This window comes from Actinoplanes sp. HUAS TT8 (assembly GCF_051380535.1).
Lineage (GTDB): Bacteria > Actinomycetota > Actinomycetes > Mycobacteriales > Micromonosporaceae > Actinoplanes.
This window is the reverse complement of sequence record NZ_CP195646.1, coordinates 8,980,527-9,004,458: the sequence shown is the minus strand read 5'-3', so window position 1 is coordinate 9,004,458 and position 23,932 is coordinate 8,980,527. Positions and strand designations below refer to the sequence as shown.

Genomic DNA, 23,932 nt, shown 5'->3' with positions numbered 1-23,932 from the left:
GCGGGGGACGTCCGCTGCGGTGCTTGCTCACCACGGCCGTCAAGCGGCCCTCCACGCTACGCCCTCTTCACGATCTGTCTACCGAATTATCGCTTTTAAAGATCAAGTTCTTCATTGCCCATGTCCGCCGTGGTCCCGATCGTCGCTCCCGCGGGGACCCTTCCGGTCTGAGCAGGGCGCTGGCGCGCCCAGAACGCTCAGCCCGAAAGGGCGACGTGGTCGGTTGGTTGCGGTCAAACCACAAAGCCCCGTGAACGAGGCCGGGCGGTGGGAGGTGATCGTCGGGCCCTCGACCGGGACCGGTGAGAATGGGGTATGGCTGAGCAGGAAAACGAGCGGTCCAACGTGCGCGTCACCGACGCGCGGGCGCTGCGGGCGCTCGCCCATCCGGCCCGGATCGAGATCGTGGAGCATCTCAACGTCTCCGGCTCCTCGGTGACCGCGACCGAGATGGCCGGCGTGGTCGGGCTCTCCCCCAGCGCGACCAGCTATCACCTGCGGGAACTGGCCAAATACGGGCTCGTCGAGCAGGCGCCGAGCCAGGGCGACGGTCGTGAGCGGCGCTGGCGCAGCACCGGCAGCAGCCTGTGGATCGAGAGCGACAGCGAGCAGCCCGAGGCGGCGGCGGCCGAGCGCGCGCTGATCGACATGTATCTGAACCGGGACCACCAGCGCGTCCGCGACTGGCTGGACCGGCAGGCCGCCGAACCGCTGGAGTGGCGGGAGGCCGGCGCGCTGATGGGTCAGCACCTGATGCTCACCGCGACCGAGTTCGCCGAGCTCAACGAGCAGATCCGGGCGCTCATGGAGCCCTACCGGGTGCGGGAGCGCCGGGATCCGCCGGCCGGGGCTCGCACGGTGGTCATCCAGTACACGGCGTTCCCGATGGCCGGTCGCGAGGCGGTCCGGGACGGGGAGGACCACGCCGCTTAGATCGATGGGCTTGCGCCGGCAGATGTGAAGGACTACTTTCGAAGTATGTCCTTCACATCTGCCGGCTCGCGTTGGTCAGACGTCTACCTGGCGGCCGCCGGGCGAGGAATCTCCGTCTGCGGCGACTTCCTGGCCGCGACCACACTCGCCCTGGTCCTGCAGCAGACCGGGCACGGCGGGCTGGCCGTCTCCGGCCTGCTGCTCGCCGCCACACTGCCGATGGCCCTGCTCACCCCGCTCACCGGGCGGCTCGTGGACCGCGCCGACAGCCGCACACTGCTCGTCACCGTCGGGCTCGCCCAGGCCGCGGTCTGCGCCGCCCTCGCCTTCGTCAGCCACCCGGTCGCGATCATCGCGCTGGTCGCGCTGCTGGCCGCCGGGCTCGCGGTGACCCAGCCGACCCTCCAGGCGCTGCTGCCACAGATGGTCCGCAAGGAAGACCTGGCCAAAGCGGGCGGGATCATGATGACGGCCACGCAGATCGGCGGCCTCATCGCTCCCGCCCTCGCCGGGTTCCTGGTCGGGCGCACCGGGGCGCGCCTCCCCCTGCTGATCGACGCGGTCAGCTATCTCGCGCTCGTGGTGATGGCCCTGCTCGTCCGTACGCGCAGGAAGGGTTTGATCGTCGAACAGTCGACGCCCGTCGCGGAATTCCGGCTGCGCGCCGACCGGCCGTTGACGGTGATGGTCGTGGCGATCGCGGCCGTCGTCGGCGGCGTCAGCATGATCAACGTGGTCGAGGTCTTCTTCATCCGGGACACGCTGCACGCCTCGGCCACCGCCTACGGTGTCGTCGCCGCCGCCTGGACGGCCGGATCAATGCTGGTCGCGGTGTTCGCCGGGCGGATCCCGCAGCGGCGGCTCACCATCCACCTGGTCCTCGGAGCACTGGCCGGCGCCTGCGCGGCGATCGCGGCGGGCGCGGCGGTCGGATCGGCGAACTGGCTGATCCCGCTCTGGATCGTCGGCGGCGCGTTCAACGGTGTGCTGAACGTGTGCATGGGCGTGATCATCGCCAGCCGGGTGCCGGCCGAGGCCCACGGTCGCGCATTCGCCACCGTCACCGCGGTGGTGCAGGGAGCGGGGCTGCTCGGGTTCGTGGTGGCCGGGCCGCTGATCGAGCAGTTCGATCCGCGGGTGCTCGTCGCGGCGACCGGGCTGGCCGGGCTGCTGGCCGCGCTCGCCTGCTGGCCTTTGGTGCGGCGCTCGGAGCGGGACTCGGGGTCGCATCCGGTCGGTGACACCGATCCGGAGCCCGATCCGCAGCCTGAATCTGGGCCTGGTTCTGGGCGTTCTGGGCCTGATTCGGGGCGGCAGTCGCCGTCGGGTGTGCGTTCGCCCGGGTGCGTGGCGCGTGGCCTGGACCGGTCGCCCGGGGGACGTGAGCAACGAGACGCGGCTTCGATAGGCGAACGGGCCGAGGTCAGGGATACCGTCGGTTCATGAACGACAGCGTCAGTCGGCCCCGGGTCGGGCACATCCAGTTCCTCAACTGCCTGCCGATCTACTGGGGGCTGATGCGCTCGGGCGCGCTGCTCGACGTCGACCTGCACAAGGACACACCCGACCGGCTCAGCGCCGCGCTCGTCGCCGGTGACCTGGATATCGGCCCGATCACGCTGGTGGAATACCTGAAGCACGCCGACCAGCTGCTCCTGCTGCCGGACCTGGCCGTCGGCAGCGACGGGCCGGTCCTGTCGGTCAACCTCGTCTCGACCCGACCCCTCGACGAGCTGGACAAACGGCCGGTCGCGCTCGGCTCCACCTCACGGACCGGGGTGCTGCTCGCCCAGATGCTGCTCTCCGAGCGGTATGGGGTCGAACCCACCTACTTCCGCTGCCCGCCCGACCTGTCGCTGATGCTGCGCGAAGCCGACGCGGCCGCCCTGATCGGCGACCCGGCGCTCCGCGCGCTGTATGAGGCGCCCGCGCTCGGCCTGCAGGTGATCGACCTGGCCGACGCGTGGCGCGAGTGGACCGGGCTTCCGATGGTCTTCGCCGTGTGGGCGGTCCGCAAAGACTTCGCGGCGGCCCACCCCGGGCAGGTCAAGGATGTGCACGAGGCGTTCCAGCGATCCAAGGAGCTGTGCCTCGGCGAACTTGACGCGGTCGCCGAAGCCGCGGCCCGCTGGGAACCCTTCGACGCCGCTACGCTGGCCAACTACTTCCGCGCGCTCGACTTCTCGCTGGGGGAGCGGCAGCAGCAGGGGGTTCGCGAGTTCGCCCGGCGTGCTGCCGCGCGGGGCGAGGTTCCGGCTCTTCCCGCCGAAGGCCTCCTCTTCGCCGACGTCTGACGCGTCGCCGCCCCCTCCCGCGCCGCCGTCGCCGCCCCTCCCGCGTCGCCGCGCCCTCCCGCGCCAGCGCCGCCGCCGTCGCCGCGCCCTCCCCGCGCCCGTGTCCTCGCCGCGCCCGCGTCGCCGTCGCCGTGCCGCGGACCCGGTGACTCGGGGGAGGCCTCACCTTGTCCGGCGTTGCTCGCTCGCCCGGCGTTGCTGGCCCGCCCGGGTTGCTTTGCCCGCCCGTTTCGCCCGACCCTTCGCGGCGCTGCTGGCTTTGGAGGGGGCTCTCCGCCTTGCCGGCTTCTGAGACGCCCGCCGGCCCAGCGGAATTCGGCGGCGTGCCGGAATCTCGCTGAGCCGGCGGGGCGAGGCCAACTCGGCTGGGCGCTTCAGCGTGTGTTTCCGGTCAGGCGCTGAGGATGGTGTCGAGGGCGGCCAGGTCGGCCGGGGTCAGCTCCCAGGTCGCGGCGGCCGCGTTGGCCCGAACCTGATCGGCCGTGGTGGCGCCGGCGATCACGCTGGTCACGGCCGGGCGGGCGGCCAGGCCGGCGATCGCGACGTCGAGCAGGCTGTGCCCGCGCTCGGCGCCGAACTGGGTGAGCGCCTCGATCGTGTCCCAGTCGGCGTGCTCCAGCCACGGCGCATACCGGTCCTGGGACAGGCGGGTGCCGGCGCCCGGCTTCTGATCGCGCCGATACTTACCGGAGAGCAGGCCGGAGTCGAGCGGGAAGAACGGCAGCAAGCCCAGCCCGAAATGCTCGCACGCCGGGACGACTTCGATCTCCACGTCCCGGTGCAGCAGGCTGTAGCGGTTCTGCGCACTGATGAACGGGGTCAGGCTTGCGGCCCGGGCGGTCCAGTCGGCGTCCGCGATCTGCCAGCCCGAGAAGTTCGAATTCCCCAGGTAGCGCACCTTGCCGGAGCGCACCAGGTCGTCGAGGGCGGTGAGCGTCTCCTCGATCGGGGTGGTCGGGTCCGGCTCGTGCAACTGGTACAGGTCGATGTAGTCGGTCTCCAGCCGCCGCAGTGACGCCTCGACGGCCCGGATCACGTAGCGCCGGGAGCCGCGGGCACCGAAGTCCCGCCCGTTCAGACCCTCCATGTTCATGCCGAACTTGGTGGCCAGCACAACCTCGTCCCGACGACCTTTGAGCGCGGCGCCGAGCAGTTCCTCCGAGCTACCGTGCGGGGTGCCGTAGATGTCCGCCGTGTCGAACAGGGTGATGCCGGCGTCGATCGCCGCGTCGACGACCTCACGGGTCCCGTCCGCGTCGAGCTTCCGGCCGAAGTTGTTGCAGCCGATGCCGACGACGGACACCACAAGTCCCGATTCGCCGAGTCGTCGGTAGCTCATCTCAGTCATGATTCAAACCTAGCCCGAGCCGTAGCGGGACCTCGCAAAGACTTGTATATCGCCCGTGACCTATTGATCTGTGTTGTCACGCCTCGCATACTGTTGAGCACTCTCCGATAGGCGAAATCCCCTCAAGTCGGGTAGTCTCCAAGCCGCCGCGTCCATCGTGGACTCGCCCACGATCGGTCCACGATGGGCGCGGCCCGCACCCACCGCGCACCGCGTCCTCGCGCACCGCGTCCTCGCGCACCGCGCCCTGGTCGGTCGCCGCCTGCTGGTGGCCGCTCGCCCGCCGCGCCCCTACCTCGCGTCCGAAGCTTTGTGGCCCGCCTGGGCCCGGAAAGCAGGCCGAGTCAAGCCGGCCCGTCCGGGCCAGGTCAGATCAGGCCGGGCCAAACCGGGCCGGGCCAAACCGGGCCGGCCAACCGAGCTGAGCCGGGCCGAGCTGACCTGAGCCGGGCCGAGCGGGGCCGAGTTGGGTGCGGTCGGCCGGGTCGGGTCTGGGAGTTGGGCGGGCGGGTCTCGTTACTCCTCGGGTGGGGCGGCGGCCAGGTCGCGGTAGACCGGACGCAACAGGTCGATCAACGGGATGTGGCGCACCTTCACCGGAGGCGGGTCCAAAGCACGTAGCAGCAGCTCCGGTGGGGTTCCGCCGCGAGCGGGACGTTCGCGCAGGCGCCCCAGGCTGACCGCCGGGGTGTAGTAGTCGACGAGGCGGTCGGTCAGGGGTTCCTCGGTGACGGTGAGCGGGTCGATGACCTCGCCCGGGTCGGCGGTGCCGCGCAGGGCGTCGAGCAGCGGCTCACGGGCTCGGCCACGCCACGCGAGGACCAGGAACGGGTCGTCGTCGAAGGCTTCGGCCAGGACGTACAGCGCGGCGGAGCCGTGTTTGCACGGGACGCCCCAGTCGGGGCAGGAGCAGTCGATGCTCAGCTCGGACGGGAAGAGCGGCAGCCCGAGGTCGGTGAACAGGTCGACGATTTCTCGGGGCATCTCGCCGGCCAGGAGCGCGGCCCGGTACAGCGCCTGCGCCCCCAGGGCTTCGGTGATCTCTTCCCACTGGGTGTCGTCGAACGCGGCTATACGGATCGTCACCTGGTACGGCGTGGGGCGGGAGCCCTGGACCCGGGCGACCATCTGCCCGGGGCTCAGCGCGAAGTCGATGACCTGGCCTTTGCGGGCGTAGGCGCGTCCGCGTGCGAGACGCCCGGGGTCGCAAATGTCTTCGAGCACGTCGACGAAGCGCCGTGACCACCACTGCTCGCCGATTTTGCCGCGCTTGGAGCGGACTGCGAGCCCGCCGTCCACCTCGATGGCGCGTGTGGCCTCGTAGAACTGGCCGGACTTGTCGAACGGCATCTCAGCCCACCGCCGCCGGGTCGAGCGCGAACAGCTCGCGCAGCTGATCGGTGCTGAGGTCGGTGATCCACTCCTCGCCGGTGCCGACGACTGCGGAGGCCAGCGCTTTCTTCCGCTCGATCATCGCGTCGATCTTTTCCTCCAGCGTGCCGGTGCAGATGAACTTGCGGACCTGCACGTTGCGCGACTGTCCGATGCGGAACGCCCGGTCGGTGGCCTGGTCCTCGACCGCCGGGTTCCACCACCGGTCGAAGTGGACGACATGGTTCGCCGCGGTCAGGTTGAGGCCGGTGCCTGCGGCTTTCAGGGAGAGCAGGAAGAGCATCGGCTCGTCCGCGGTCTGGAAACGCTCGACCAGCTCGTCACGGCGGGATTTGCTCAGCCCGCCGTGCAGCCAGAGCACCGGGCGGTCCAGGTGCGCGGCGAGATACGGCTGCAGGAGGGAGCCCCACTCCGCATACTGCGTGAAGACCAGGGCCTTGTCGCCGTCCTCCACGATCTCGTCGGCCAGCTCCTCCAGCCGGGCCAGCTTGCCGGACCGGTCGGGCAGGCGCGAACCGTCCTTGAGCAGGTGCGCCGGGTGGTTGCAGACCTGCTTGAGTTTCATCATCGCGGCCAGCACGTTGCCCCGCCGCTGGATGCCCTCGGTGCTCTCGATCTCGGCCATCATGTCCTCGACGACGGCCTGGTAGAGGGTGGCCTGCTCGGGCGTGAGCGTGCACCACACCTTCATCTCGTTCTTTTCCGGGAGGTCCGAGATGATGGTCTTGTCGGTCTTGAGGCGTCGCAGCACGAACGGCCCGGTCGCCCGTTTCAGCGCGGCGGTGGCGTCCGGATCCTGCCGGACCTCGATCGGTTCCTGGAACCGGCGGCGGAACCGTTTCGCCGGCCCGAGCAGGCCCGGATTGCAGAAATCCATGATGGACCAGAGCTCGGCCAGATGGTTTTCCACCGGGGTGCCGGTCAGTGCCAGCCGGGTGCGGGCCGGGATCGCCCGGACCGCCTGGGACTGGCGGGTCCCGCTGTTCTTGATCGCCTGTGCCTCGTCGCATGCGACCCGGCTCCAACCGATCTCGCGCAGCGTCTCCAGGTCGCGGGACGCCGTCCCATACGTGGTGAGGACCAGGTCGGCGGCGCCGACGGCGGCGAGGAAGTCGTCACCGCGCTGCCGGGTGGCGCCGTGGTGCACGTAGACCCGCAGGCTCGGGGCGAACCGGGCGGTCTCCTTGCTCCAGTTCGTGATCAGGGACATCGGGCAGATCAGCAGGGTCGGCGCGACCTCGCCCGGCTCCCGCCCGACCCGCTCGGTGAGCAGCAGCGAAATGGTCTGCGCGGTCTTGCCCAGGCCCATGTCGTCGGCGAGGACGCCGCCCAGCCCGAGCCGGCCCAGGAAGTGCAGCCAGGAGAGGCCGCGCTCCTGGTAGGGCCGGAGAGAGCCCTGGAAGCCGGCCGGGGTGGGCATCGGGTCGAGCCGCTCCGAGGCCTGGCCGGAGAGCAGGTCGCCGAGCATCCCGTCGGCGTCGACCTCGACGAGCGGCAGATCCTCCTCGCCGCCCTCGACCACCTGCTGCAGGACCTCGGCCGCGGTGAGCTCGCCCTCGCGTCGCCGGTCGACCGCCTTGAGTGCGGCCTTGAGCTGCCGATCGTCCAGCTCCACCCACTGCCCGCGCACCCGGACCAGCGGCACCTTGAGCCGGGCCAGCTCGGCCAACTCCTCGGGGCTGACCACGCCGTCACCGATCACCAGGTCGAGCCGGAACTCGACGATCTGCTCCAGGCCGAACCCGGAATCTGCCGCCGCTCGCGAGGAACCCGCCTTGGACCGGGACCGGGTGGTCAGTTTGAGGCCGACGCCCTTGCGACCGGCCCAGGCCGGCAACTGCACCCCGAACCCGGCCGCCTGCAGCAGCGGCGCGGTCTGGCGGAGAAATTCGTAGGCCTCGGCGGTGCTCAGGGTCATCGCGGCCGGCTGCTGCTCACGAAGCGCCTCGTGCAGCGCCGGGAACAGCCGGACGGCCCGGCCCAGCCCGGCGAGCAGCGTCTCGTCCGGCCGGCGCGGCAGGCCCGGGAACCGTTCGCCGGACCAGACCAGCTCGGCCGGCAGGTAGAGCCCCGAATCCTCGGCCGACTGGAGGGCGAACTGAAGGTCCCACGCGTCCTCACCCGGCTCGGGCTCGAACAGCCGGAAACTGACCCGGATCGGCTCGTTCGCCGCCTGGGCGGCGCGCATCCAGTCGTCGAGCGCCTTGCGCAGGTCACGCAGCTCGCCGGCGGGCGCGCCGGGCAGGGTGGGGTCGGTCGCGGTCAGCGCGTTGACCCAGCGGTCGGCCAGTGGTGCCTTCGGCCCCGCGCGGTGGCCGCCGAGAATCTTTTCCGGCAGGACCGCTCGGGCGGACCCGTCGAGCATCGTCTCCAGGGCATCCCGCAGCGTCCGCCCGATCCCCAGGCCCGCCGCGTCGGCCGGAGCGGACCGGCCGACCGTGGGGGCGGGGCCGAGCGCCCGGACCACCGGCGGCATGCCGGCGGCGAAGTCACGGTAGGTCGCCAGGTCGGGGCCGGTGATCACGGAACGCCACCGGGCGGCCGGGAGACCCTCCTCGATCGCCAGCTGCGGCAGCATGCGGCCACGCTGGGCCAGATCGCAGGCCCAACCGGCCAGCAGGCACAGATAGCGAAGCGAGGCGCCGGGCACCCACGGGGCGGCCGGGTCGGGCTCGGCGAGCGCGGCCAGCAATGCGACCGCGGACTCGCCGGGGACCGCCAGGGTCGGCACGGTCCAGGAGGTGAGCTTGACGCCGCGCGTCGCGGTGGTCTCGATGCCGGTCTCGGGGGAGGGCACCGGACCTCGTGAGGTTCCCGGCAGCTGGACCGAGGAGACTCCGGCGACCGTCCCGGTGGGGAGGTCGAGAGCCGTGGTCAGCGTCTCGACGCCGGCCGCGAACGGGTGGGGACGGACCTTGGAGCGGGACGCCGAGGACTCCTGGGTCGCGGACTCCTCGGCCCAGAGCATCAACCGGCCTGGACGCCCCGACCCGGGCACCCAGCCGCCGTGAACGACGAGCACTTTCTCAACCCCCTGAGCAGTCCGTCGAGATTATCGGCCGAAGGGCGGACCGGCCCACTCCGCGAGCTCGTAAACGACACCATTGGGGTCGGTCACCAGTAGTAGCCGCTCGCCCCAGGGCTCCTCGCGGATCGGCAACGACGGCTCGACGCCCTCGGCGCGCAATCGCTCCTGCTCGGCGTCGAGATCGTCGACCACGAAGGCGACGATCGTGCCCGCGACCAGCACGTCCCGCAGCTCCGGAGGCAGCACCCCGAGGCCACGGCGATGGAGAGCGATGTCGACGCCACCATCGGCCCGCTCAGCGCCGCGAAGCCGTCGGCGGCCATCTGCTCGGCATAGCCGAAGTGGTCCACGAGAAACTTGCTGGAGACCTCGACATCCTCGACGGTGAGTCCGACGACGGACGACTTGACATGCATGACGCCTCCCGGGCTGAAGACAGCTTGTCTGTACGCCGTACAGAATACGCCGTACAAGAAAGGAATGCCAAGCCATGGCCGAAGCCCGCCGGACCATCGACCTGCTCTGGTTTCCGGAGGCGGTCGAGCGCAAGCGCGGCCGCCGGCCGGGCCTGAGCGTGGCTCGCGTCGTCGAGACCGGCATCGCGGTGGCCGATGCCGAGGGGCTGGACGCGGTCTCGATGCGCCGGGTCGCGACCGAGTTGAGCGTGGTGCCGATGACCCTCTACACCTACGTGCCGGACAAGGCGACCCTGCTGGAGCTGATGCTGGACCGGGTCTACCTGGCCATGCCCCGGGCCGAGTTGCCCGATCGGCCCTGGCGGGAGCGGCTGACCGCGGTCGCGGCGGAGAACCGGAAGCTGGTCGAGGACCATCCCTGGGTGGCCGGGCTGCCGGCCAGTCGCCCGCCGCTCGGCCCGGGGCTGATGGCGAAGTATGAGCACGAGCTGCATGCCTTCGACGGCTGCGGGCTGGACGACGTGGCGGTCGACTCGGCGCTCACCTTCCTGATCGGTTTCGTGCAGTCCTCGGCTCGGACCGCCGCCGACGTACGGGCCGCGGCCGCCCGCAGTCACGAGACCGACTGGGAGTGGTGGCAGGAGCGGGGCCCGGCCTTCGAGGTGGTCTTCGACCAGCGCGCCTATCCGACCGCGACCCGGGTCGGCGCGGCGGCCGGGGCGGCGCTGGGCACGGCCTACGACCCCGATCACGCGTACGAGTTCGGCCTGCGCCGCGTCCTGGACGGCCTGGGCGTCCTGATCGCCGAGGGGAACGGCCGTGACCCGGGCCGCTGACGATCGCCGGGTGGTGGACGTACGCTTCCAGACGTGACGGCGAATCCGGAGATCGACAGCATCCTGCAGCGTGGGGCCGACGGTGGGCGGATCACGCCCGAGGAGGCACTGCTGCTCTACACGGAGGCGCCGTTCCACGCGCTGGGCGAGGCGGCCGACGCGGTCCGGCGTCGCCGCTATCCCGACGGCATCGTGACGTATCTGATCGATCGCAACATCAACTACACCAACGTGTGCGTCACGGCCTGCAAGTTCTGCGCGTTCTTCCGCGCGCCGAAGCACAACGAGGGCTGGGTCCACCCGACCGAGGAGATCCTGCGTCGCTGCGGCGAGGCGGTCGAGCTCGGCGCAACCCAGGTGATGTTGCAGGGCGGCCACCACCCCGAGTTCGGTGTGGAGTATTACGAGGAGCTGTTCTCCTCGGTCAAGGGCGCCTACCCGCAGATCGCGATCCACTCGATCGGCCCGAGTGAGATCCTGCACATGGCCAAGGTCTCCGGCGTCTCGATCGAGGACGCGGTGATCCGGATCAAGGCGGCCGGGCTGGACTCGATCGCCGGCGCCGGCGCCGAGATGCTGCCCGAGCGGCCGCGCAAGGCGATCGCCCCGCTGAAGGAGAGCGGCGAGCGCTGGCTCGAGGTGATGGCCGTCGCGCACCGCAACGGGCTCTCCTCAACCGCGACCATGATGATGGGTACGGGTGAGACCGCCACCGAGCGCATCGAGCACATCCGCATGATCCGGGACGTGCAGGACCTCGCCGTGGCCAACGGTTACCGGGACATCGCGGTCGAGGAGTCGCACGAGGTCGGTGGTTTCCGCGCGTTCATCCCGTGGACCTATCAGCCGGAGAACAACCATCTGAAGGGCCGCACCCAGGCCACCACGATGGAGTATTTGCGGTTCATCGCCGTCTCCCGGCTGTTCTTCGACAACGTCGCGCACCTGCAGGCGTCCTGGCTGACCACCGGCAAGGACATCGGCCAGCTCTCGCTCCACATGGGCGTCGACGACCTGGGCTCGATCATGCTGGAGGAGAACGTGATCTCCTCGGCCGGTGCCCGGCACCGTTCCAACCTGCAGGAACTCATCTCCATGATCCGTACGGCGGATCGGATCCCGGCCTGGCGCGACACCTGGTACCGGCACCTCGCCGTGCACCGGACGGCGGCCGACGACCCGACCGACGACCGCGTGGTCTCGCACTTCTCCTCCATCGCGCTGCCGGGCGGCGGCGTCGGGCGCACTCAGCTCCCCCTGGTGGAGGTCAACTAGGACCGAACGATCGACAGACTTGGGTGCGTCTGTCGATGCAGAGTGTCACGCATGCTCAACAGCAGCGTGTCACTGCTGACCGCAGTCGTGACGGCGATCGTGGTGTTCTTCTTCACCGCGGCGTGGGTCTCGATGAAGGGTGCCAGGGAGGGTTACCGCAAGGCCAAGGCCGCGGTGCCCTCGGCGCGTAAGTCCATGTGGTCCGCAATCGGATCGTTATTCAAAATCGCGGTGCTCGCCGCCATCCTCGGGCTCATCCTGGTTGCCTGGCAGGCAAAAGATCTTGCCGATGCCGCGGACGAGAAGCCGGGACCGAGCCCTTCGGTGGGTCGCACCTGACCGTTCGGCCAGGGTGGGGGTCGTCGGACCGGTGAGGGCCTGATTGCTCCTTCGTAACGAGCCCGCCTGTTGGCTGTACCGGGCCGTTCCCGCTGGTTACGTTGCCTGCGTAAGGCATTGAAAAACCTCATGCGTCGCCAGGCGGTCAGCGTCGGTGACGAGCAGTCGGACCCGACCGATGGCGGTCGTATATATAACGCACAAGGCACGGGCGGGATGGGTGACCATCCCGCCCGTTCTGTTTTCCAGGGTTCTGCCGCGCGGATCGCATGGGAGCGAGGCCACGCCGCAGCCCCGCGTGATCCGCGCGGCCGAACCTAGTGGCAGCATGGGCGGGGTGACGCGCGCAGACCTGGACAAGCAGCCGCACGAGGTCGCCGTGATGTTCGACGGCGTGGCCAAACGTTATGACCTCACCAACACCGTGCTCTCCTTCGGTCAGGATCGCGGCTGGCGTCAGGCCACTCGGGCAGCGCTGGGCCTCCGGCCCGGCGAGCGGGTGCTGGACGTGGGCGCCGGCACCGGGATCTCGACCGACGAGCTGGGCCGGTCCGGCGCGTTCGCGGTCGGGGCCGACCTCTCGGTGGGGATGCTGCAGGCCGGCCGGCGAGTCCGCGCGGAGGTGCCGCTGCTGGCCGGTGACGCGCTGCGGCTGCCGTTCGCGGACGCGACGTTCGACGCGGTGACGATCTCCTTCGCGTTGCGCAACGTGGTCGACACCGCGGCTGCGCTGCGTGAGTTCGGCCGGGTCACCCGGCCGGGCGGGCGACTGGTGGTCTGCGAGTTCAGCACGCCGACCAACCTGGCTTTCCGCACTGTCTACATGCAGTACCTGATGCGCTCGCTGCCGGTGGTGGCGCGCGGGGTGTCGAGCAACCCGGATGCGTACGTCTACCTCGCCGAGTCGATCCGGGCCTGGCCCGACCAGGCCGGGCTCGCGGCGCGGATCGCGGAGTCGGGCCCGTGGGATCGGGTGGGCTGGCGGAACCTGACCGGTGGCGTGGTCGCGTTGCACCGGGCGACACGCCGCTGACGCCGTACGGCGAAATCGGCGGCCGCAAGCGACAGCAAGCCGGCGGCGGTCAGCGGACCGCGACCCGATGAGAACAGCGGACCGTGATCAAAGCCGAATGCTGTATCGAAGCGGACCGTGGCCGACAAAGCGGCCGGCGGAAGAACGGCGGGCGAAGAGAACGGCCGATCTAGATCAACTCGCGCGTGTCGGTGACAAATCGGGCGTTTCGTGTACGCGGAGCGAAACGGCTGTTTAGCTCGAAGTCATGACGAATATCGGGCAGCTAGAGGACACCGACATCGACATCGCGATCGACGAGGGCGAAGCCGGCGAGCGCCGTGCCACCGAGTTGGCCACGCGCATCCGTCAGGTCGCCGCTCAAGATCCCCTGTTGGCGCAAGACCTGGTAGAGGAACTGATCGTCGCTTTGGACCGCGCGATGGACGGCACCATCCGAGATCATCTAGAGGGTCCGGCTCGTGGGATGGCCGACCGCGTTTTGGGAGATTCTGACCCGATTCGTTAGCCACGCCGAAACAATGACGGCGACCTGAGTGCAAAGATCGTCGATAGTCGGCCTAGACTCCGACCGAGGCATGCTTGTGAACTAATTCACGAGCACTGCGGATCGGAGGCTGCACCGTGAACGACCACTCGCCATCCACCGTCGCTGACGAAGCAGACGTGATCGTGGTCGGGGCTGGTCCCGGTGGCAGTGCGGCCGCCTACCACCTCGCCCGGCACGGCCTCCGGGTCCTGCTCCTGGAGAAGACCGAGTTCCCGCGCGAGAAGGTCTGTGGCGACGGCCTGACCCCGCGTGCCGTCCGCCAGCTGGTCCGGATGGGCATCGACACCTCGGAGAAGGCCGGCTGGCTGCACAATCGCGGCCTGCGCGTGATCGGTGGCGGGGTCCGGCTCGAACTGGACTGGCCGGAGCTGGCGAGCTTCCCGAACTACGGCCTGGTCCGCACCCGCATGGACTTCGACGACATGCTGGCCCAGCGCGCGGTCGAGGCCGGCGCCCTGCTGCGGACGAATGTGAACGTCACCGGCCCCGTTCTGGACGCGGACGGCCAGGTCATCGGCGTCGAGGCCAAGGTCGGCGAGGGCAAGGAACCCGTTGAGTACCGTGCTCCGCTGACGATCGCCGCGGACGGTGTCTCCGGTAAGTTTCCGCTGGCCCTGGGTCTGGCCAAGCGCGACGACCGCCCGCTCGGGGTGGCCGTCCGGCGCTACTACCGCTCCACGGTCAAGGCGGACGACAACTACCTGGAGTCGTGGCTCGAACTGCGCAGCGCGCAGGACCCGAATCGCCTGCTCCCGGGTTACGGCTGGATCTTCGGTCTCGGTGACGGCCGGGTCAACGTCGGCCTCGGCATCCTGAACTCGTCGAGCGCCTTCGGTAAGACCAACTACCGCAACATGCTCACCGACTGGCTCGGTTCGACGCCGCCCGACTGGGGTCTGGCCGACGAGGCCAACGCGGAGGGCCCGACGCTCGGCGCGGCGCTCCCGATGGGCTTCAACCGGGTGCCGCATTACACCCGCGGGGTAATGCTGGTCGGCGACTCCGGTGGCATGGTCAACCCGATGAACGGCGAAGGCATCGCGTACGCGATGGAGTCGGGCGAGCTGGCCGCCGAGGTGGCGGTGCAGGCCCTGGCGCGTCCGGCCGGTCCGGAGCGGGAGCGGGCGCTGCGCGCGTATCCGACCGAGTTGAGCCTGCGGTTCGGCGGTTACTACCGCCTGGGCGGCGTGTTCGTGAAGTTGATCGGCAACCCGCAGGTCATGCGGCTGGCCACCAAGCACGGCATGCCGCACCCGACGTTGATGAAGTTCGTCCTCAAGCTCCTGGCCAACCTCACCGACCCGCGCGGTGGGGATGCCATGGACCGCATCATCAACGGCTTGACCAAGGTGGCGCCCGCCGTCTGACGGCGAAATCGGGCACCCCGACCAAAGGGATACAAAAGCGAAAAACTAGTGTGAAGCGGCTAACAGTCGTACGGGAGTGAAGATGACGATCAACCCATACGTCCCGATCGTCGGGTTGCTGATCCTCGGCGCGCTCTTCGCGTTGTTCTCGGTGTCCGTTGCACCGATCGTCGGGCCGAAGCGATACAACCGGGCAAAGATGGACGCCTACGAATGCGGCATCGAGCCGGCCCCCCAACCGGTCGGCGGCGGCCGATTCCCGGTGAAGTTCTATCTGACCGCGATGCTCTTCATCGTCTTCGACATCGAGACCATCTTCCTCTACCCGTGGGCCGTCTCGTTCGAGGCGCTGGGCCTGTTCGGATTCGTGGAAATGGTCCTGTTCATCGTCACCGTGTTCATCGCCTACACGTACGTGTGGCGGCGCGGCGGCCTCAACTGGGACTGATAACCATGGGAATCGAAGAGAAGCTGCCCAGCGGCATCCTTCTGACCTCGGTCGAGAAGCTGTCGAACTGGGCCCGCAAGTCGTCGTTCTGGGGTGCGACCTTCGGCCTCGCCTGCTGTGCCATCGAGATGATGGCGGCCGGCGGCCCGCACTACGACCTCGGCCGCTGGGGCATGGAGGTGTTCCGAGCCTCGCCCCGCCAGGCCGACCTGATGATCGTCGCGGGTCGGGTCAGTCAGAAGATGGCCCCGGTGGTCCGGACGATCTACGACCAGATGCCCGAGCCTCGCTCGGTGATCTCGATGGGCGTCTGCGCCTCGTCCGGTGGCATGTTCAACAACTACGCCATCGTGCAGGGCGTCGATCACATCGTTCCGGTCGACATCTACCTACCCGGGTGCCCGCCCAGGCCGGAGATGCTCATCGACGCGATCCTCAAGATGCGCGAGAAGGTGATGGCCCAGCCTCTCGGCCCGAACGGCCGCAAGATGCTGGAACAACGCCGCGCCGAAGGAAAGCTGCCGATCGTCGCGCCCGGTGCCATGCCGTCGTCCTACCGCGTGGACAAGGTCCGCCGCGCGGAATGGACCCAGGCCGTCATCGAAGGCCGCGAGGAGCAATTGCGGATCGAGAACTGGATGAAGCTCCAGCCCCATTTGCGGGAGGGTGGCAAATGAGTATTCAACCCGGAACCGACGGTGACGTTCCAGTTACTGCATCGACGAATGCAGAACTGGGTGCGCCCGCCCAGACACCGCCAAGCCCGGATAAGGGCATGTTCGGAGTCAAAGGCACCGGTGACGTCTCCGGCTTCGGTCGTCTGGTCCGCCCCCGACCTGCTGTTTTTGACAGCCCACGGCCGTACGGCGGGTATTTCGACGACGTCTATGACGCGCTTGAGGAAGCATATCCGGCCTTCTCCGAAGCCATCGAGAAAGTGGTGGTGGATAGGGCGGAACTCACACTTCACATCAGGCCCGAGAAAGTCACGGATGTCTGTCGGGTAATGAGGGACGACGAGTCCCTGCGGTTCGAGCTGTGCTCCTCTGTCGATGCGGTCGACTACCTGGGCAGCGACGAGCGGCGATTCCACATTGCTTATCAATTGACTTCGATGACGTACCGCCGGAGGGTCCGTCTCGAGGTGGCCGTCGCGGACGGTGTTCCCGTTCCGAGCGTCACCAGCGTCTACCCGACCGCCGACTGGCAGGAGCGGGAGATCTACGACATGTTCGGCGTCGTTTTCCCCGGCCACCCCAACCTCACCCGGATCCTGATGCCGGACGACTGGGAAGGCCATCCCCAACGCAAGGACTACCCGCTCGGCGGGGTCCCCGTGGAATACAAGGGCGCCGAGATCCCGCCGCCCGACCAGCGGAGGGTCTACCAGTGACCACGTCTGAATACGCGAGCGCGCGCGAGACCACCGAGGGCCGGGTCTTCACGGTCACCGGCGGCGACTGGGACAGCGTCACCAGCAGCATCGACCCGCTCAGCAACGAGAAGATCGTCGTCAACATGGGTCCCCAGCACCCGTCCACGCATGGCGTGCTCCGGCTGGTGCTGGAGCTCGAGGGCGAGACGGTGACCGAGGCCCGGCCGGTGGTCGGTTACCTGCACACCGGCATCGAGAAGAACCTGGAGTACCGGACCTGGACCCAGGGCGTCACGTTCGTCACGCGGATGGACTACCTGTCCAACATGTCGAACGAGACGGCGTACTGCCTCGCGGTGGAGAAGCTGCTCGGCATCACCGATCAGATCACCGAGCGGACCCAGACGATCCGGGTCATGTTCATGGAGCTGCAGCGCATCGCGTCGCACCTGGTCTGGCTGGCCACCACCGGCATGGAGCTCGGCGCGATCTCGATGATGCTGTACGGCTTCCGCGAGCGTGAGTACATCCTCGACATCTTCGAGGAGACCTCCGGCCTGCGGATGAACAACGGCTACATCCGCCCCGGCGGCCTCGCTCAGGACCTGCCCGAGACGGCGGTCAAGAAGATCCAGGACTTCCTCGTCTACCTGCCGAAGAAGCTCAAGGAATACGAGGCGATGCTCTCCGGCCAGGTCATCTGGCAGAAGCGCACGCAAGGGGTCGCCGTCCTGGACGTGACCGGCTGCCTGGCCCTCGGCATCACCGGGCCGGTGCTGCGCTCGGCCGGACTGCCCTGGGACCTGCGCAAGACGATGCCCTACTGCGGCTACGAGACGTACGAGTTCGACGTCCCGACCGCGACCACCGCGGACGTCTGGGGCCGCTATCTCGTGCGGCTGGCCGAGATCAAAGAATCCCTCAAGATCGTCGAGCAGGCGCTCGACCGGCTCAAGCCCGGACCGATCTTCGTCGCGGACAAGAAGATCGCCTGGCCGGCCCAGCTCGCGCTCGGGGTCGACGGTCTCGGCAACTCCCTGGAACACGTGGCCAAGATCATGGGCAGCTCGATGGAGTCGCTGATCCACCACTTCAAGCTGGTGACCGAGGGCTTCCGGGTTCCGCCTGGTCAAGTCTACGTTGCGGTCGAACATCCGCGGGGCGAACTCGGCGTTCACGCGGTTTCCGACGGCGGCACCCACCCGTACCGGGTGCACTACCGCGAGCCGAGCTTCGTCAACCTTCAGGCCATCCCGGCGATGGCCGAGGGCGCATTGCTCGCCGACGTGATCGCCGGCGGCGCCTCACTGGATCCGGTGATGGGTGGGTGTGATCGCTGATGTCAGAAACCGCTATCGAGTTCTCCCCGGCCGCTTCTCCGCTGGCGGAGAAACTGCTGCCGGCAGCGCAGGAGGTGCTGGCCCGCTATCCGGTGGGCCGGGAACGGTCCGCGCTGCTCCCGCTGCTGCACCTGGTGCAGACCGAGGAGGGGTTCGTCAGCCCGGCCGGGGTGGCCTTCTGCGCCGAGATCCTGGGGATCAACAAGGCCCAGGTCGGCGCGGTCGCCACCTTCTACACCATGTACAAGCGCCGGCCGACCGGTGAGTACCTGGTCAGCGTCTGCACCAACACCCTCTGCAACGTGCTCGGCGGGCAGGACGTCTACGACCGGCTGACCGAGCACCTCGGGGTCGGCCACGACGAGACCACGGCCGACGGCCGGATCACGCTGGAGCACGCCGAGTGCCTCGCGGCCTGCGACTACGCACCGGTGGTGACCGTCAACTACGACTTCACGGTCGACCAGGCCACCCCCGAGACGGCGATCGAGATGGTCGACAAGCTGCGCAACGGCGAGCGGCCCACGCCGAGCCGGGGTGCCCGGATCTGCAGCCTGCGGGAGCAGCAGTACCAGCTCGCCGGCTTCGCCGACCCGCGCGACGGCGCGGTCGGGGACGGGGTGGCCGGTGCGCCCACGCTGCGCGGTGTCCGCCTCGCGCAGGAGCACGGGATCGCGGTGGCCGGGTTCGACCCGGAGACCCCGATCACGAAGACCAAGCCGGCGCGTGAGGAGGAGAAGAAATGACTCAACCCCGGCCGGAGGTGCTCCAGAAGCTCACCCCGGTGCTGACCAAGCGGTGGCTCTCGCCGGACGCCTGGCAGATTGGCGTCTACGAGCGGCTCGACGGGTACCAGGCACTGCGCAAGGCGCTCGACGTCCACCCGGACGACATGATCCAGCTGATCAAGGACTCCGGGCTGCGCGGTCGTGGCGGGGCCGGCTTCCCGACCGGCCTGAAGTGGGGGTTCATCCCGCAGGGCGACGGCAAGCCGCACTACCTCGTGATCAACGCGGACGAGGGCGAGCCGGGCACCTGCAAGGACCTGCCGCTGATGACCTACGACCCGCACTCGCTGATCGAGGGCGCGATCATCGCGTCGTACGCGATCCGCGCCAACCGGGCCTTCATCTACATCCGCGGCGAGGCCGTGCACGCCGCGCGGCGGCTGCGCAACGCGGTCCAGGAGGCGTACGCCGCCGGTTACCTCGGTGAGAACATCCTCGGCTCCGGGTTCGACCTGGAACTGGTGGTGCACAGCGGCGCCGGCGCGTACATCTGCGGCGAGGAGACCGCGCTGCTCGACTCCCTCGAAGGGTTCCGCGGCCAGCCCCGGCTGCGCCCGCCCTTCCCGGCCATCGCCGGCCTGTACGCCAGCCCGACCGTGGTCAACAACGTCGGGACGATCGCCAGCGTGCCGTACATCGTGCTGGGCGGCGCCGACTGGTGGAAGAGCATGGGCACCGAGAAGTCGGCCGGCCCGATGATCTACTCGCTCTCCGGACGGGTGGTCAATCCCGGACAGTACGAGTGCGGCCTCGGTATCACCCTGCGCGAGCTGATCGAGCTGGCGGGCGGGATGCAGCCGGGCCACAACCTCAAGTTCTGGACACCGGGCGGCTCGTCCACGCCGCTGCTGACGGCCGAGCACATCGACACCGCGATGGACTTCGAGGGTGTCGCGGCGGCCGGTTCGATTCTCGGCACCACGGCGATGCAGATCTTCTCGGACCAGGACTGCCCGGTCTACAACACGTGGCGGTGGCTGGAGTTCTACCACCACGAGTCGTGCGGCAAGTGCACCCCGTGCCGGGAGGGCAACTACTGGATGGTCCGTACCTATCGGCGGATCCTCGCCGGTCACGGCACCGTCGCCGACCTGGACACGCTGCAGGACACCGCGGACAACATCTTCGGCCGGTCCTTCTGTGGCCTCGGTGACGGCGCGGCGACGCCGGTCGTCTCGACGCTCAAGTGGTTCCGGGACGACTACCTCGGCTACATCGAGGGCCGCACCGCGCCGCGGCTCTCCGAGAAGTCCCTCGTAGGAGCGCACTGATGACCGACGTAGCGAAGAGGACCGACGCTGTGCCCAGCAGCGGCGTAGGCCCCAAAAAAGACGAAGTGACGCTCACCATCGACGGCGTAGAGGTCCAGGCCGAGAAGGGCGAGCTGGTCATCCGGGTCGCCGAGCGGATGGGGATCGCGATCCCGCGGTTCTGCGACCACCCGCTGCTGGCCCCGGCCGGCGCCTGCCGCCAGTGCCTGGTCGAGGTCGAGGGCCAGCGCAAGCCGATCGCCTCGTGCACCCAGACGGTGGCCGAGGGCATGATCGTGAAGACCCAGCTCAGCTCGCCGGTCGCGGCCAAGGCCCAGGCCGGCGTGATGGAGCTGCTGCTGATCAACCACCCGCTGGACTGCCCGACCTGCGACAAGGGCGGCGAGTGCCCGTTGCAGAACCAGGCGATGAGCACCGGCCGCGCCGAGTCCCGGTTCCACGAGCCCAAGCGGGAGTACGAGAAGCCGATCCACATCTCCAGCCAGGTGCTGCTGGACCGGGAGCGCTGCGTGCTCTGCCAGCGCTGCACCCGGTTCTCCGAGGAGATCGCCGGGGACAAGTTCATCGACCTGATGGACCGCTCCTCGGGCGAGCAGATCAACGTCTACCGCGACGACTTCTTCGGCGGGACGGGCACCGGTGACGGCCAGGTCGGCGAGGGTGAGGGGGACGTCGCGTTCAACTCGTACTTCTCCGGCAACACCGTCCAGATCTGCCCGGTCGGCGCGCTCACCGGTGAGCAGTACCGGTTCCGCGCCCGCCCGTTCGACCTGGTCTCCTCGCCGACGACCTGCGAGCACTGCTCGGCCGGCTGCTCCCAGCGGGCCGACCACCGCCGCGGGAAGGTGCTGCGCCGGCTGGCCGGCGACGACCCGGCGGTCAACGAGGAGTGGAACTGCGACAAGGGCCGGTGGGGTTTCCGTTACACCACGGCCGACGACCGGATCACCACGCCGTTGATCCGTGACTCGCGTACCGGGCAGCTACGCGAGGCGTCCTGGAGCGAGGCGCTTCTGGCCGCGGCCGAGGGGCTCCGCACCGCACGTGAGCGCGGTGTCGGGGTTCTTCCGGGCGGCCGGCTGACGGTGGAGGACGCGTACGCGTACGCGAAATTCGCCCGTCTTGTTCTTGGCACCAACGACGTCGACTTCCGGGCCCGCCCGGTGCGGGCCACCGGCTCGCCGACCGGGGTCACCGAGGAGGCCGATTTCCTCGCCGCCGCGGTGGCCGGGGTCTCGGACGTGACGTACGGCGATGTCGAGAACGCCCCGTCGGTCCTGATCGTCGGTCTGGAGCCGGAGGAGGAGTGCCCGATCCTCTTCCTGCGCCTGCGCAAAGCTCACAACCACAAGAAACTGCCGGTCACCGCGGTCGCGCCGTTCCTGACCCGAGGATTCGACAAGCTCGGGGCCGCGCTCGTCGCGGCTGTCCCGGGCGACGAGGCCCGGCTGCTGAACACCGACCCGGCGGTCGCCGCGGCGCTCAGCGCGCCCGGCAGCCTGCTGATCGTCGGCGAGCGCCTGGCCACCGTGCCGGGCGGTCTCTCGGCGGCGGCGGCCCTGGCCGCCCGGACCGGAGCGCGGCTGGCCTGGGTGCCGCGCCGGGCCGGTGACCGGGGTGCCGTGGACGCCGGCTGCCTGCCGAACCTGCTGCCGGGCGGTCGCCCGGTCAGCGACCCGTCGGCGCGCGCCGAGCTCTCCATGTCCTGGTCGGTCGCGAGCGGCGTGCTGCCCAGCCGACCCGGCCGGGACGTCGACGCGATCATCGCGGCGGCCTCCGACGGGACGCTCGGCGGTCTGCTGGTCGGCGCGGTCGACCCGGGTGACCTGGCCGACCCGGTCCTGGCCGAGCAGGCCCTGGACGCGGTGCCGTTCCTGGTCAGCCTGGAGCTGCGCCGCAGCACGGTCACCGAGCGGGCCGACGTGGTCCTGCCGATCGCGCCGGCGGTGGAGAAGTCCGGCACCTACATGGACTGGGAGGGCCGGCTGCGGTCCTTCGAGACGGTCCTGCGGGGCAGCACGGCGCTCACCGACGGGCGGGTGCTGGAGGCGATCGCGGCGCTGCTCGACGTGACTCTGAACACCGGGGACGTGCAGGCGGTCCGTCGCGAGCTGGGCGCCATGCCGGCCAGCACGGCCCGTACCGAAGCGCCGTCGGTCGCCGCCGAGGCACTGGCCGAACCGGGTGAGCGCGCCGCGGTCCTGGCCACCTGGCACCAGCTGATCGACCTGGGTTCGCTGCTGGACGGCGACGAGGTGCTGGCTGGCACCGCCCGCCCGCCGGTCGTCCGGCTCGGCAAGGCGCTGGCCGAGCAGCTGCGGGTCGCCGACGGGGACCTGCTGACGGTCCGCACCGATCGCGGCTCGGTGACCCTGCCGGCCGCCATCACCGACCTGCCCGACCAGGTGGTCTGGCTGCCGACCAACTCGCCGGGTTCGACGGTGCGCCGCGACCTCGGCGTCACGGCCGGCGCGGTGGTCCGGTTGTCGGCCGGTCTGCCCGGCCCGATCCTCGCCGAGGGAGTTGACCAGTGATCGACATTCTTGCGGCGCACGCGGAGGATCCGACGCTGCAGACGTTCGAGCACGACGTCTGGTGGATCGTGCTGATCAAGCTGGTCGGTCTGTTCGTCATGCTGTTGCTGCTGACGCTGTTCACGATCAACTACGAGCGCAAGGTCGTGGCCCGGATGGCGGTCCGGCCGGGCCCCAACCAGGTCGGTTTCCGCGGCTATCTGACCTCACTGAGCGACGGCCTGAAGCTGCCGTTCAAGGAGGAGATCATCCCGCGTACGGCGGACAAGGTGGTCTACTTCATCGCCCCGGTCATCTCGGCGACGACGGCGTTCACGGCGTTCGCGGTGATCCCGTTCGGCGGCGTGGTGACCATGTTCGGTCATCGGACGGCGCTGCAGCTCACCGACGTACCGGTCTCGGTGCTCGTGCTGCTGGCCTGCTCGTCGATGAGCGTCTACGGCGTGGTGCTGGCCGGGTGGGCCTCCGGGTCCACGTACCCGCTTCTGGGTGGTCTTCGATCAAGTGCACAGATGATTTCGTACGAGGTAGCGATGGGTCTTTCCATCGTGGCGGTCTTCATGACCGCCGGCTCGATGAGCACCTCGGAGATCGTCCGGTCGCAGGCGGCCGGCCAGCCGACGAGCTTTTTCGGACACGAGATCACGGTGCCCGGCTGGTATTGCGTTCTGCTGCTGCCGAGCTTCCTGGTCTACATGATCTCGGCGGTCGGTGAGACCAACCGAGCACCGTTCGACCTGCCCGAGGCCGAGTCCGAGCTGGTCGGCGGTTTCCACACCGAGTACTCGTCGTTCAAGTTCGCACTGTTCTTCCTGGCCGAGTACATCAACATGATCACCGTCTCGGCGTTCTGCACCACGCTGTTCCTGGGTGGCTGGCGGGCGCCGTGGCCGATCACCGCGGTCTGGCACGGGGCGAACTCCGGTTACTGGGCGCTGCTGTGGTTCTTCCTCAAGGTGTTCGGCCTGCTCTTCGGCTTCATCTGGCTGCGGGCCACGCTTCCCCGGATGCGCTACGACCAGTTCATGCGGTTCGGCTGGAAGGTTCTGATCCCGGCCAACCTGGTCTGGATCCTGGTGCTGTCCTGGTTCAAGATCATCCACAACGGCCTGGTCACCGGCCTGGCCAAGTGGGGTCCGACCATCGGGATCGCGCTGATCTTCCTGCTCGTCGTCCTGTTCTGGCCGTCGAAGCCGAAACCCCGCGAGCGGTCGCTCGAGGAGCAGCTGGCGCGTCGCCCACCGGGCAGCTTCCCGGTTCCCCCGATCGATCTGCAGGTCCCCCCGAGCCCGCGTGCCCGCCGAGCGGTCGCCGAGCGTGCCCCGGCCGCCGTGGGCGGCGACTCCGAGTCGAAGGAGGTGTGAC

Annotated in this window: 20 protein-coding genes and 1 pseudogene; 17 read left to right on the top strand and 4 right to left on the bottom strand. The window is 69.3% G+C overall.

All coding sequences use genetic code 11. The features are described from left to right. Positions 1-315 precede the first annotated feature (315 nt). The 3 genes from ACSHV8_RS40035 to ACSHV8_RS40025 are packed head-to-tail and all read left to right on the top strand — an operon-like array spanning position 316 to position 3,227. On the top strand, positions 316-933 hold the full coding sequence (locus ACSHV8_RS40035) for an ArsR/SmtB family transcription factor (protein ID WP_436524704.1): 618 nt from the start codon (positions 316-318) through the stop codon (positions 931-933). A gap of 45 nt (positions 934-978) precedes the next feature. Beyond that, on the top strand, positions 979-2,379 hold the full coding sequence (locus tag ACSHV8_RS40030) for an MFS transporter (protein WP_436524702.1): 1,401 nt from the start codon (positions 979-981) through the stop codon (positions 2,377-2,379). After that, entirely contained in the window at positions 2,376-3,227 is an 852-nt protein-coding gene (locus ACSHV8_RS40025) for a menaquinone biosynthetic enzyme MqnA/MqnD family protein (RefSeq protein ID WP_436524701.1), read from the top strand. Before ACSHV8_RS40030 ends, ACSHV8_RS40025 begins: the two co-directional genes overlap by 4 nt. A 391-nt stretch (positions 3,228-3,618) precedes the next feature. On the opposite strand, the gene ACSHV8_RS40020 is transcribed toward ACSHV8_RS40025, so the two are convergent. From ACSHV8_RS40020 to ACSHV8_RS40005, 4 genes are all read right to left on the bottom strand, one after another. After that, positions 3,619-4,575: an aldo/keto reductase gene (locus tag ACSHV8_RS40020; RefSeq protein ID WP_436524699.1), complete on the bottom strand. Its 957-nt coding sequence runs from the start codon at positions 4,573-4,575 to the stop codon at positions 3,619-3,621. Positions 4,576-5,091: 516 nt separating this feature from the next. Then, positions 5,092-5,925, bottom strand: a complete 834-nt coding sequence (locus tag ACSHV8_RS40015; RefSeq protein ID WP_436524697.1) for an SWIM zinc finger family protein — start codon at positions 5,923-5,925, stop codon at positions 5,092-5,094. Position 5,926: 1 nt separating this feature from the next. Next, on the bottom strand, positions 5,927-8,989 hold the full coding sequence (locus ACSHV8_RS40010) for a DEAD/DEAH box helicase (protein ID WP_436524695.1): 3,063 nt from the start codon (positions 8,987-8,989) through the stop codon (positions 5,927-5,929). Between the two features lie 30 nt (positions 8,990-9,019). Beyond that, positions 9,020-9,241: a VOC family protein gene (locus ACSHV8_RS40005; protein ID WP_436524693.1), complete on the bottom strand. Its 222-nt coding sequence runs from the start codon at positions 9,239-9,241 to the stop codon at positions 9,020-9,022. Between the two features lie 244 nt (positions 9,242-9,485). On the opposite strand from ACSHV8_RS40005, the gene ACSHV8_RS40000 reads away from it, so the two are divergent. From ACSHV8_RS40000 to nuoH, 14 genes and pseudogenes are all read left to right on the top strand, one after another. Further along, positions 9,486-10,247, top strand: coding sequence for a TetR/AcrR family transcriptional regulator (locus ACSHV8_RS40000; RefSeq protein ID WP_436524691.1), 762 nt, complete (start codon positions 9,486-9,488; stop codon positions 10,245-10,247). Positions 10,248-10,280: 33 nt separating this feature from the next. Further along, positions 10,281-11,522, top strand: a complete 1,242-nt coding sequence (gene mqnC, locus ACSHV8_RS39995) for a cyclic dehypoxanthinyl futalosine synthase (protein ID WP_436524689.1) — start codon at positions 10,281-10,283, stop codon at positions 11,520-11,522. Positions 11,523-11,573: 51 nt separating this feature from the next. Then, positions 11,574-11,861 (top strand): hypothetical protein, encoded by a 288-nt coding sequence (locus tag ACSHV8_RS39990; RefSeq protein WP_436524687.1) that lies wholly within the window; start codon positions 11,574-11,576, stop codon positions 11,859-11,861. Positions 11,862-12,198: 337 nt separating this feature from the next. Beyond that, positions 12,199-12,894: a demethylmenaquinone methyltransferase gene (locus tag ACSHV8_RS39985; protein ID WP_436524685.1), complete on the top strand. Its 696-nt coding sequence runs from the start codon at positions 12,199-12,201 to the stop codon at positions 12,892-12,894. Between the two features lie 247 nt (positions 12,895-13,141). Beyond that, entirely contained in the window at positions 13,142-13,402 is a 261-nt protein-coding gene (locus tag ACSHV8_RS39980) for a hypothetical protein (protein ID WP_436524683.1), read from the top strand. Positions 13,403-13,518: 116 nt separating this feature from the next. Further along, positions 13,519-14,811 (top strand): geranylgeranyl reductase family protein, encoded by a 1,293-nt coding sequence (locus tag ACSHV8_RS39975; protein ID WP_436524681.1) that lies wholly within the window; start codon positions 13,519-13,521, stop codon positions 14,809-14,811. 82 nt (positions 14,812-14,893) lie between these two features. Further along, entirely contained in the window at positions 14,894-15,259 is a 366-nt protein-coding gene (locus tag ACSHV8_RS39970) for an NADH-quinone oxidoreductase subunit A (RefSeq protein WP_014687421.1), read from the top strand. Between the two features lie 5 nt (positions 15,260-15,264). Beyond that, complete coding sequence (locus ACSHV8_RS39965) at positions 15,265-15,936, top strand: NuoB/complex I 20 kDa subunit family protein (protein ID WP_436524678.1); 672 nt, start codon at positions 15,265-15,267, stop codon at positions 15,934-15,936. After that, positions 15,933-16,652, top strand: coding sequence for an NADH-quinone oxidoreductase subunit C (locus tag ACSHV8_RS39960; RefSeq protein ID WP_436524676.1), 720 nt, complete (start codon positions 15,933-15,935; stop codon positions 16,650-16,652). The genes ACSHV8_RS39965 and ACSHV8_RS39960 overlap by 4 nt, the downstream gene beginning before the upstream one ends. Beyond that, entirely contained in the window at positions 16,649-17,974 is a 1,326-nt protein-coding gene (locus tag ACSHV8_RS39955; protein WP_436524674.1) for an NADH-quinone oxidoreductase subunit D, read from the top strand. The genes ACSHV8_RS39960 and ACSHV8_RS39955 overlap by 4 nt, the downstream gene beginning before the upstream one ends. Beyond that, positions 17,974-18,681: pseudogene (nuoE, locus tag ACSHV8_RS39950) on the top strand (NADH-quinone oxidoreductase subunit NuoE); the annotation flags it as partial. The gene ACSHV8_RS39955 and the pseudogene nuoE, both read left to right, overlap by 1 nt. 35 nt (positions 18,682-18,716) lie before the next feature. Further along, on the top strand, positions 18,717-20,033 hold the full coding sequence (gene nuoF / locus ACSHV8_RS39945; protein ID WP_436524673.1) for an NADH-quinone oxidoreductase subunit NuoF: 1,317 nt from the start codon (positions 18,717-18,719) through the stop codon (positions 20,031-20,033). Beyond that, a complete protein-coding gene (locus tag ACSHV8_RS39940) occupies positions 20,033-22,567 on the top strand; it encodes an NADH-quinone oxidoreductase subunit G (protein ID WP_436524671.1) in 2,535 nt (844 codons plus the stop codon). Before nuoF ends, ACSHV8_RS39940 begins: the two co-directional genes overlap by 1 nt. After that, on the top strand, positions 22,567-23,931 hold the full coding sequence (gene nuoH / locus ACSHV8_RS39935; protein WP_436537124.1) for an NADH-quinone oxidoreductase subunit NuoH: 1,365 nt from the start codon (positions 22,567-22,569) through the stop codon (positions 23,929-23,931). The genes ACSHV8_RS39940 and nuoH overlap by 1 nt, the downstream gene beginning before the upstream one ends. The last annotated feature ends 1 nt before the right edge of the window (position 23,932 follow it).

Excerpts from the sequence above, each read along its gene's own strand:
- ACSHV8_RS40035 (WP_436524704.1), top strand. The coding sequence starts at position 316 with ATGGCTGAGCAGGAAAACGAGCGGTCCAACGTGCGCGTCACCGACGCG.
- ACSHV8_RS40030 (WP_436524702.1), top strand. The coding sequence starts at position 979 with ATGTCCTTCACATCTGCCGGCTCGCGTTGGTCAGACGTCTACCTGGCG.
- ACSHV8_RS40025 (WP_436524701.1), top strand. The coding sequence starts at position 2,376 with ATGAACGACAGCGTCAGTCGGCCCCGGGTCGGGCACATCCAGTTCCTC.
- ACSHV8_RS40020 (WP_436524699.1), bottom strand. The coding sequence starts at position 4,575 with ATGACTGAGATGAGCTACCGACGACTCGGCGAATCGGGACTTGTGGTG.
- ACSHV8_RS40015 (WP_436524697.1), bottom strand. The coding sequence starts at position 5,925 with ATGCCGTTCGACAAGTCCGGCCAGTTCTACGAGGCCACACGCGCCATC.
- ACSHV8_RS40000 (WP_436524691.1), top strand. The coding sequence starts at position 9,486 with ATGGCCGAAGCCCGCCGGACCATCGACCTGCTCTGGTTTCCGGAGGCG.
- ACSHV8_RS39990 (WP_436524687.1), top strand. The coding sequence starts at position 11,574 with ATGCTCAACAGCAGCGTGTCACTGCTGACCGCAGTCGTGACGGCGATC.
- ACSHV8_RS39980 (WP_436524683.1), top strand. The coding sequence starts at position 13,142 with ATGACGAATATCGGGCAGCTAGAGGACACCGACATCGACATCGCGATC.
- ACSHV8_RS39970 (WP_014687421.1), top strand. The coding sequence starts at position 14,894 with ATGACGATCAACCCATACGTCCCGATCGTCGGGTTGCTGATCCTCGGC.
- ACSHV8_RS39965 (WP_436524678.1), top strand. The coding sequence starts at position 15,265 with ATGGGAATCGAAGAGAAGCTGCCCAGCGGCATCCTTCTGACCTCGGTC.
- ACSHV8_RS39960 (WP_436524676.1), top strand. The coding sequence starts at position 15,933 with ATGAGTATTCAACCCGGAACCGACGGTGACGTTCCAGTTACTGCATCG.
- nuoF (WP_436524673.1), top strand. The coding sequence starts at position 18,717 with ATGACTCAACCCCGGCCGGAGGTGCTCCAGAAGCTCACCCCGGTGCTG.
- ACSHV8_RS39940 (WP_436524671.1), top strand. The coding sequence starts at position 20,033 with ATGACCGACGTAGCGAAGAGGACCGACGCTGTGCCCAGCAGCGGCGTA.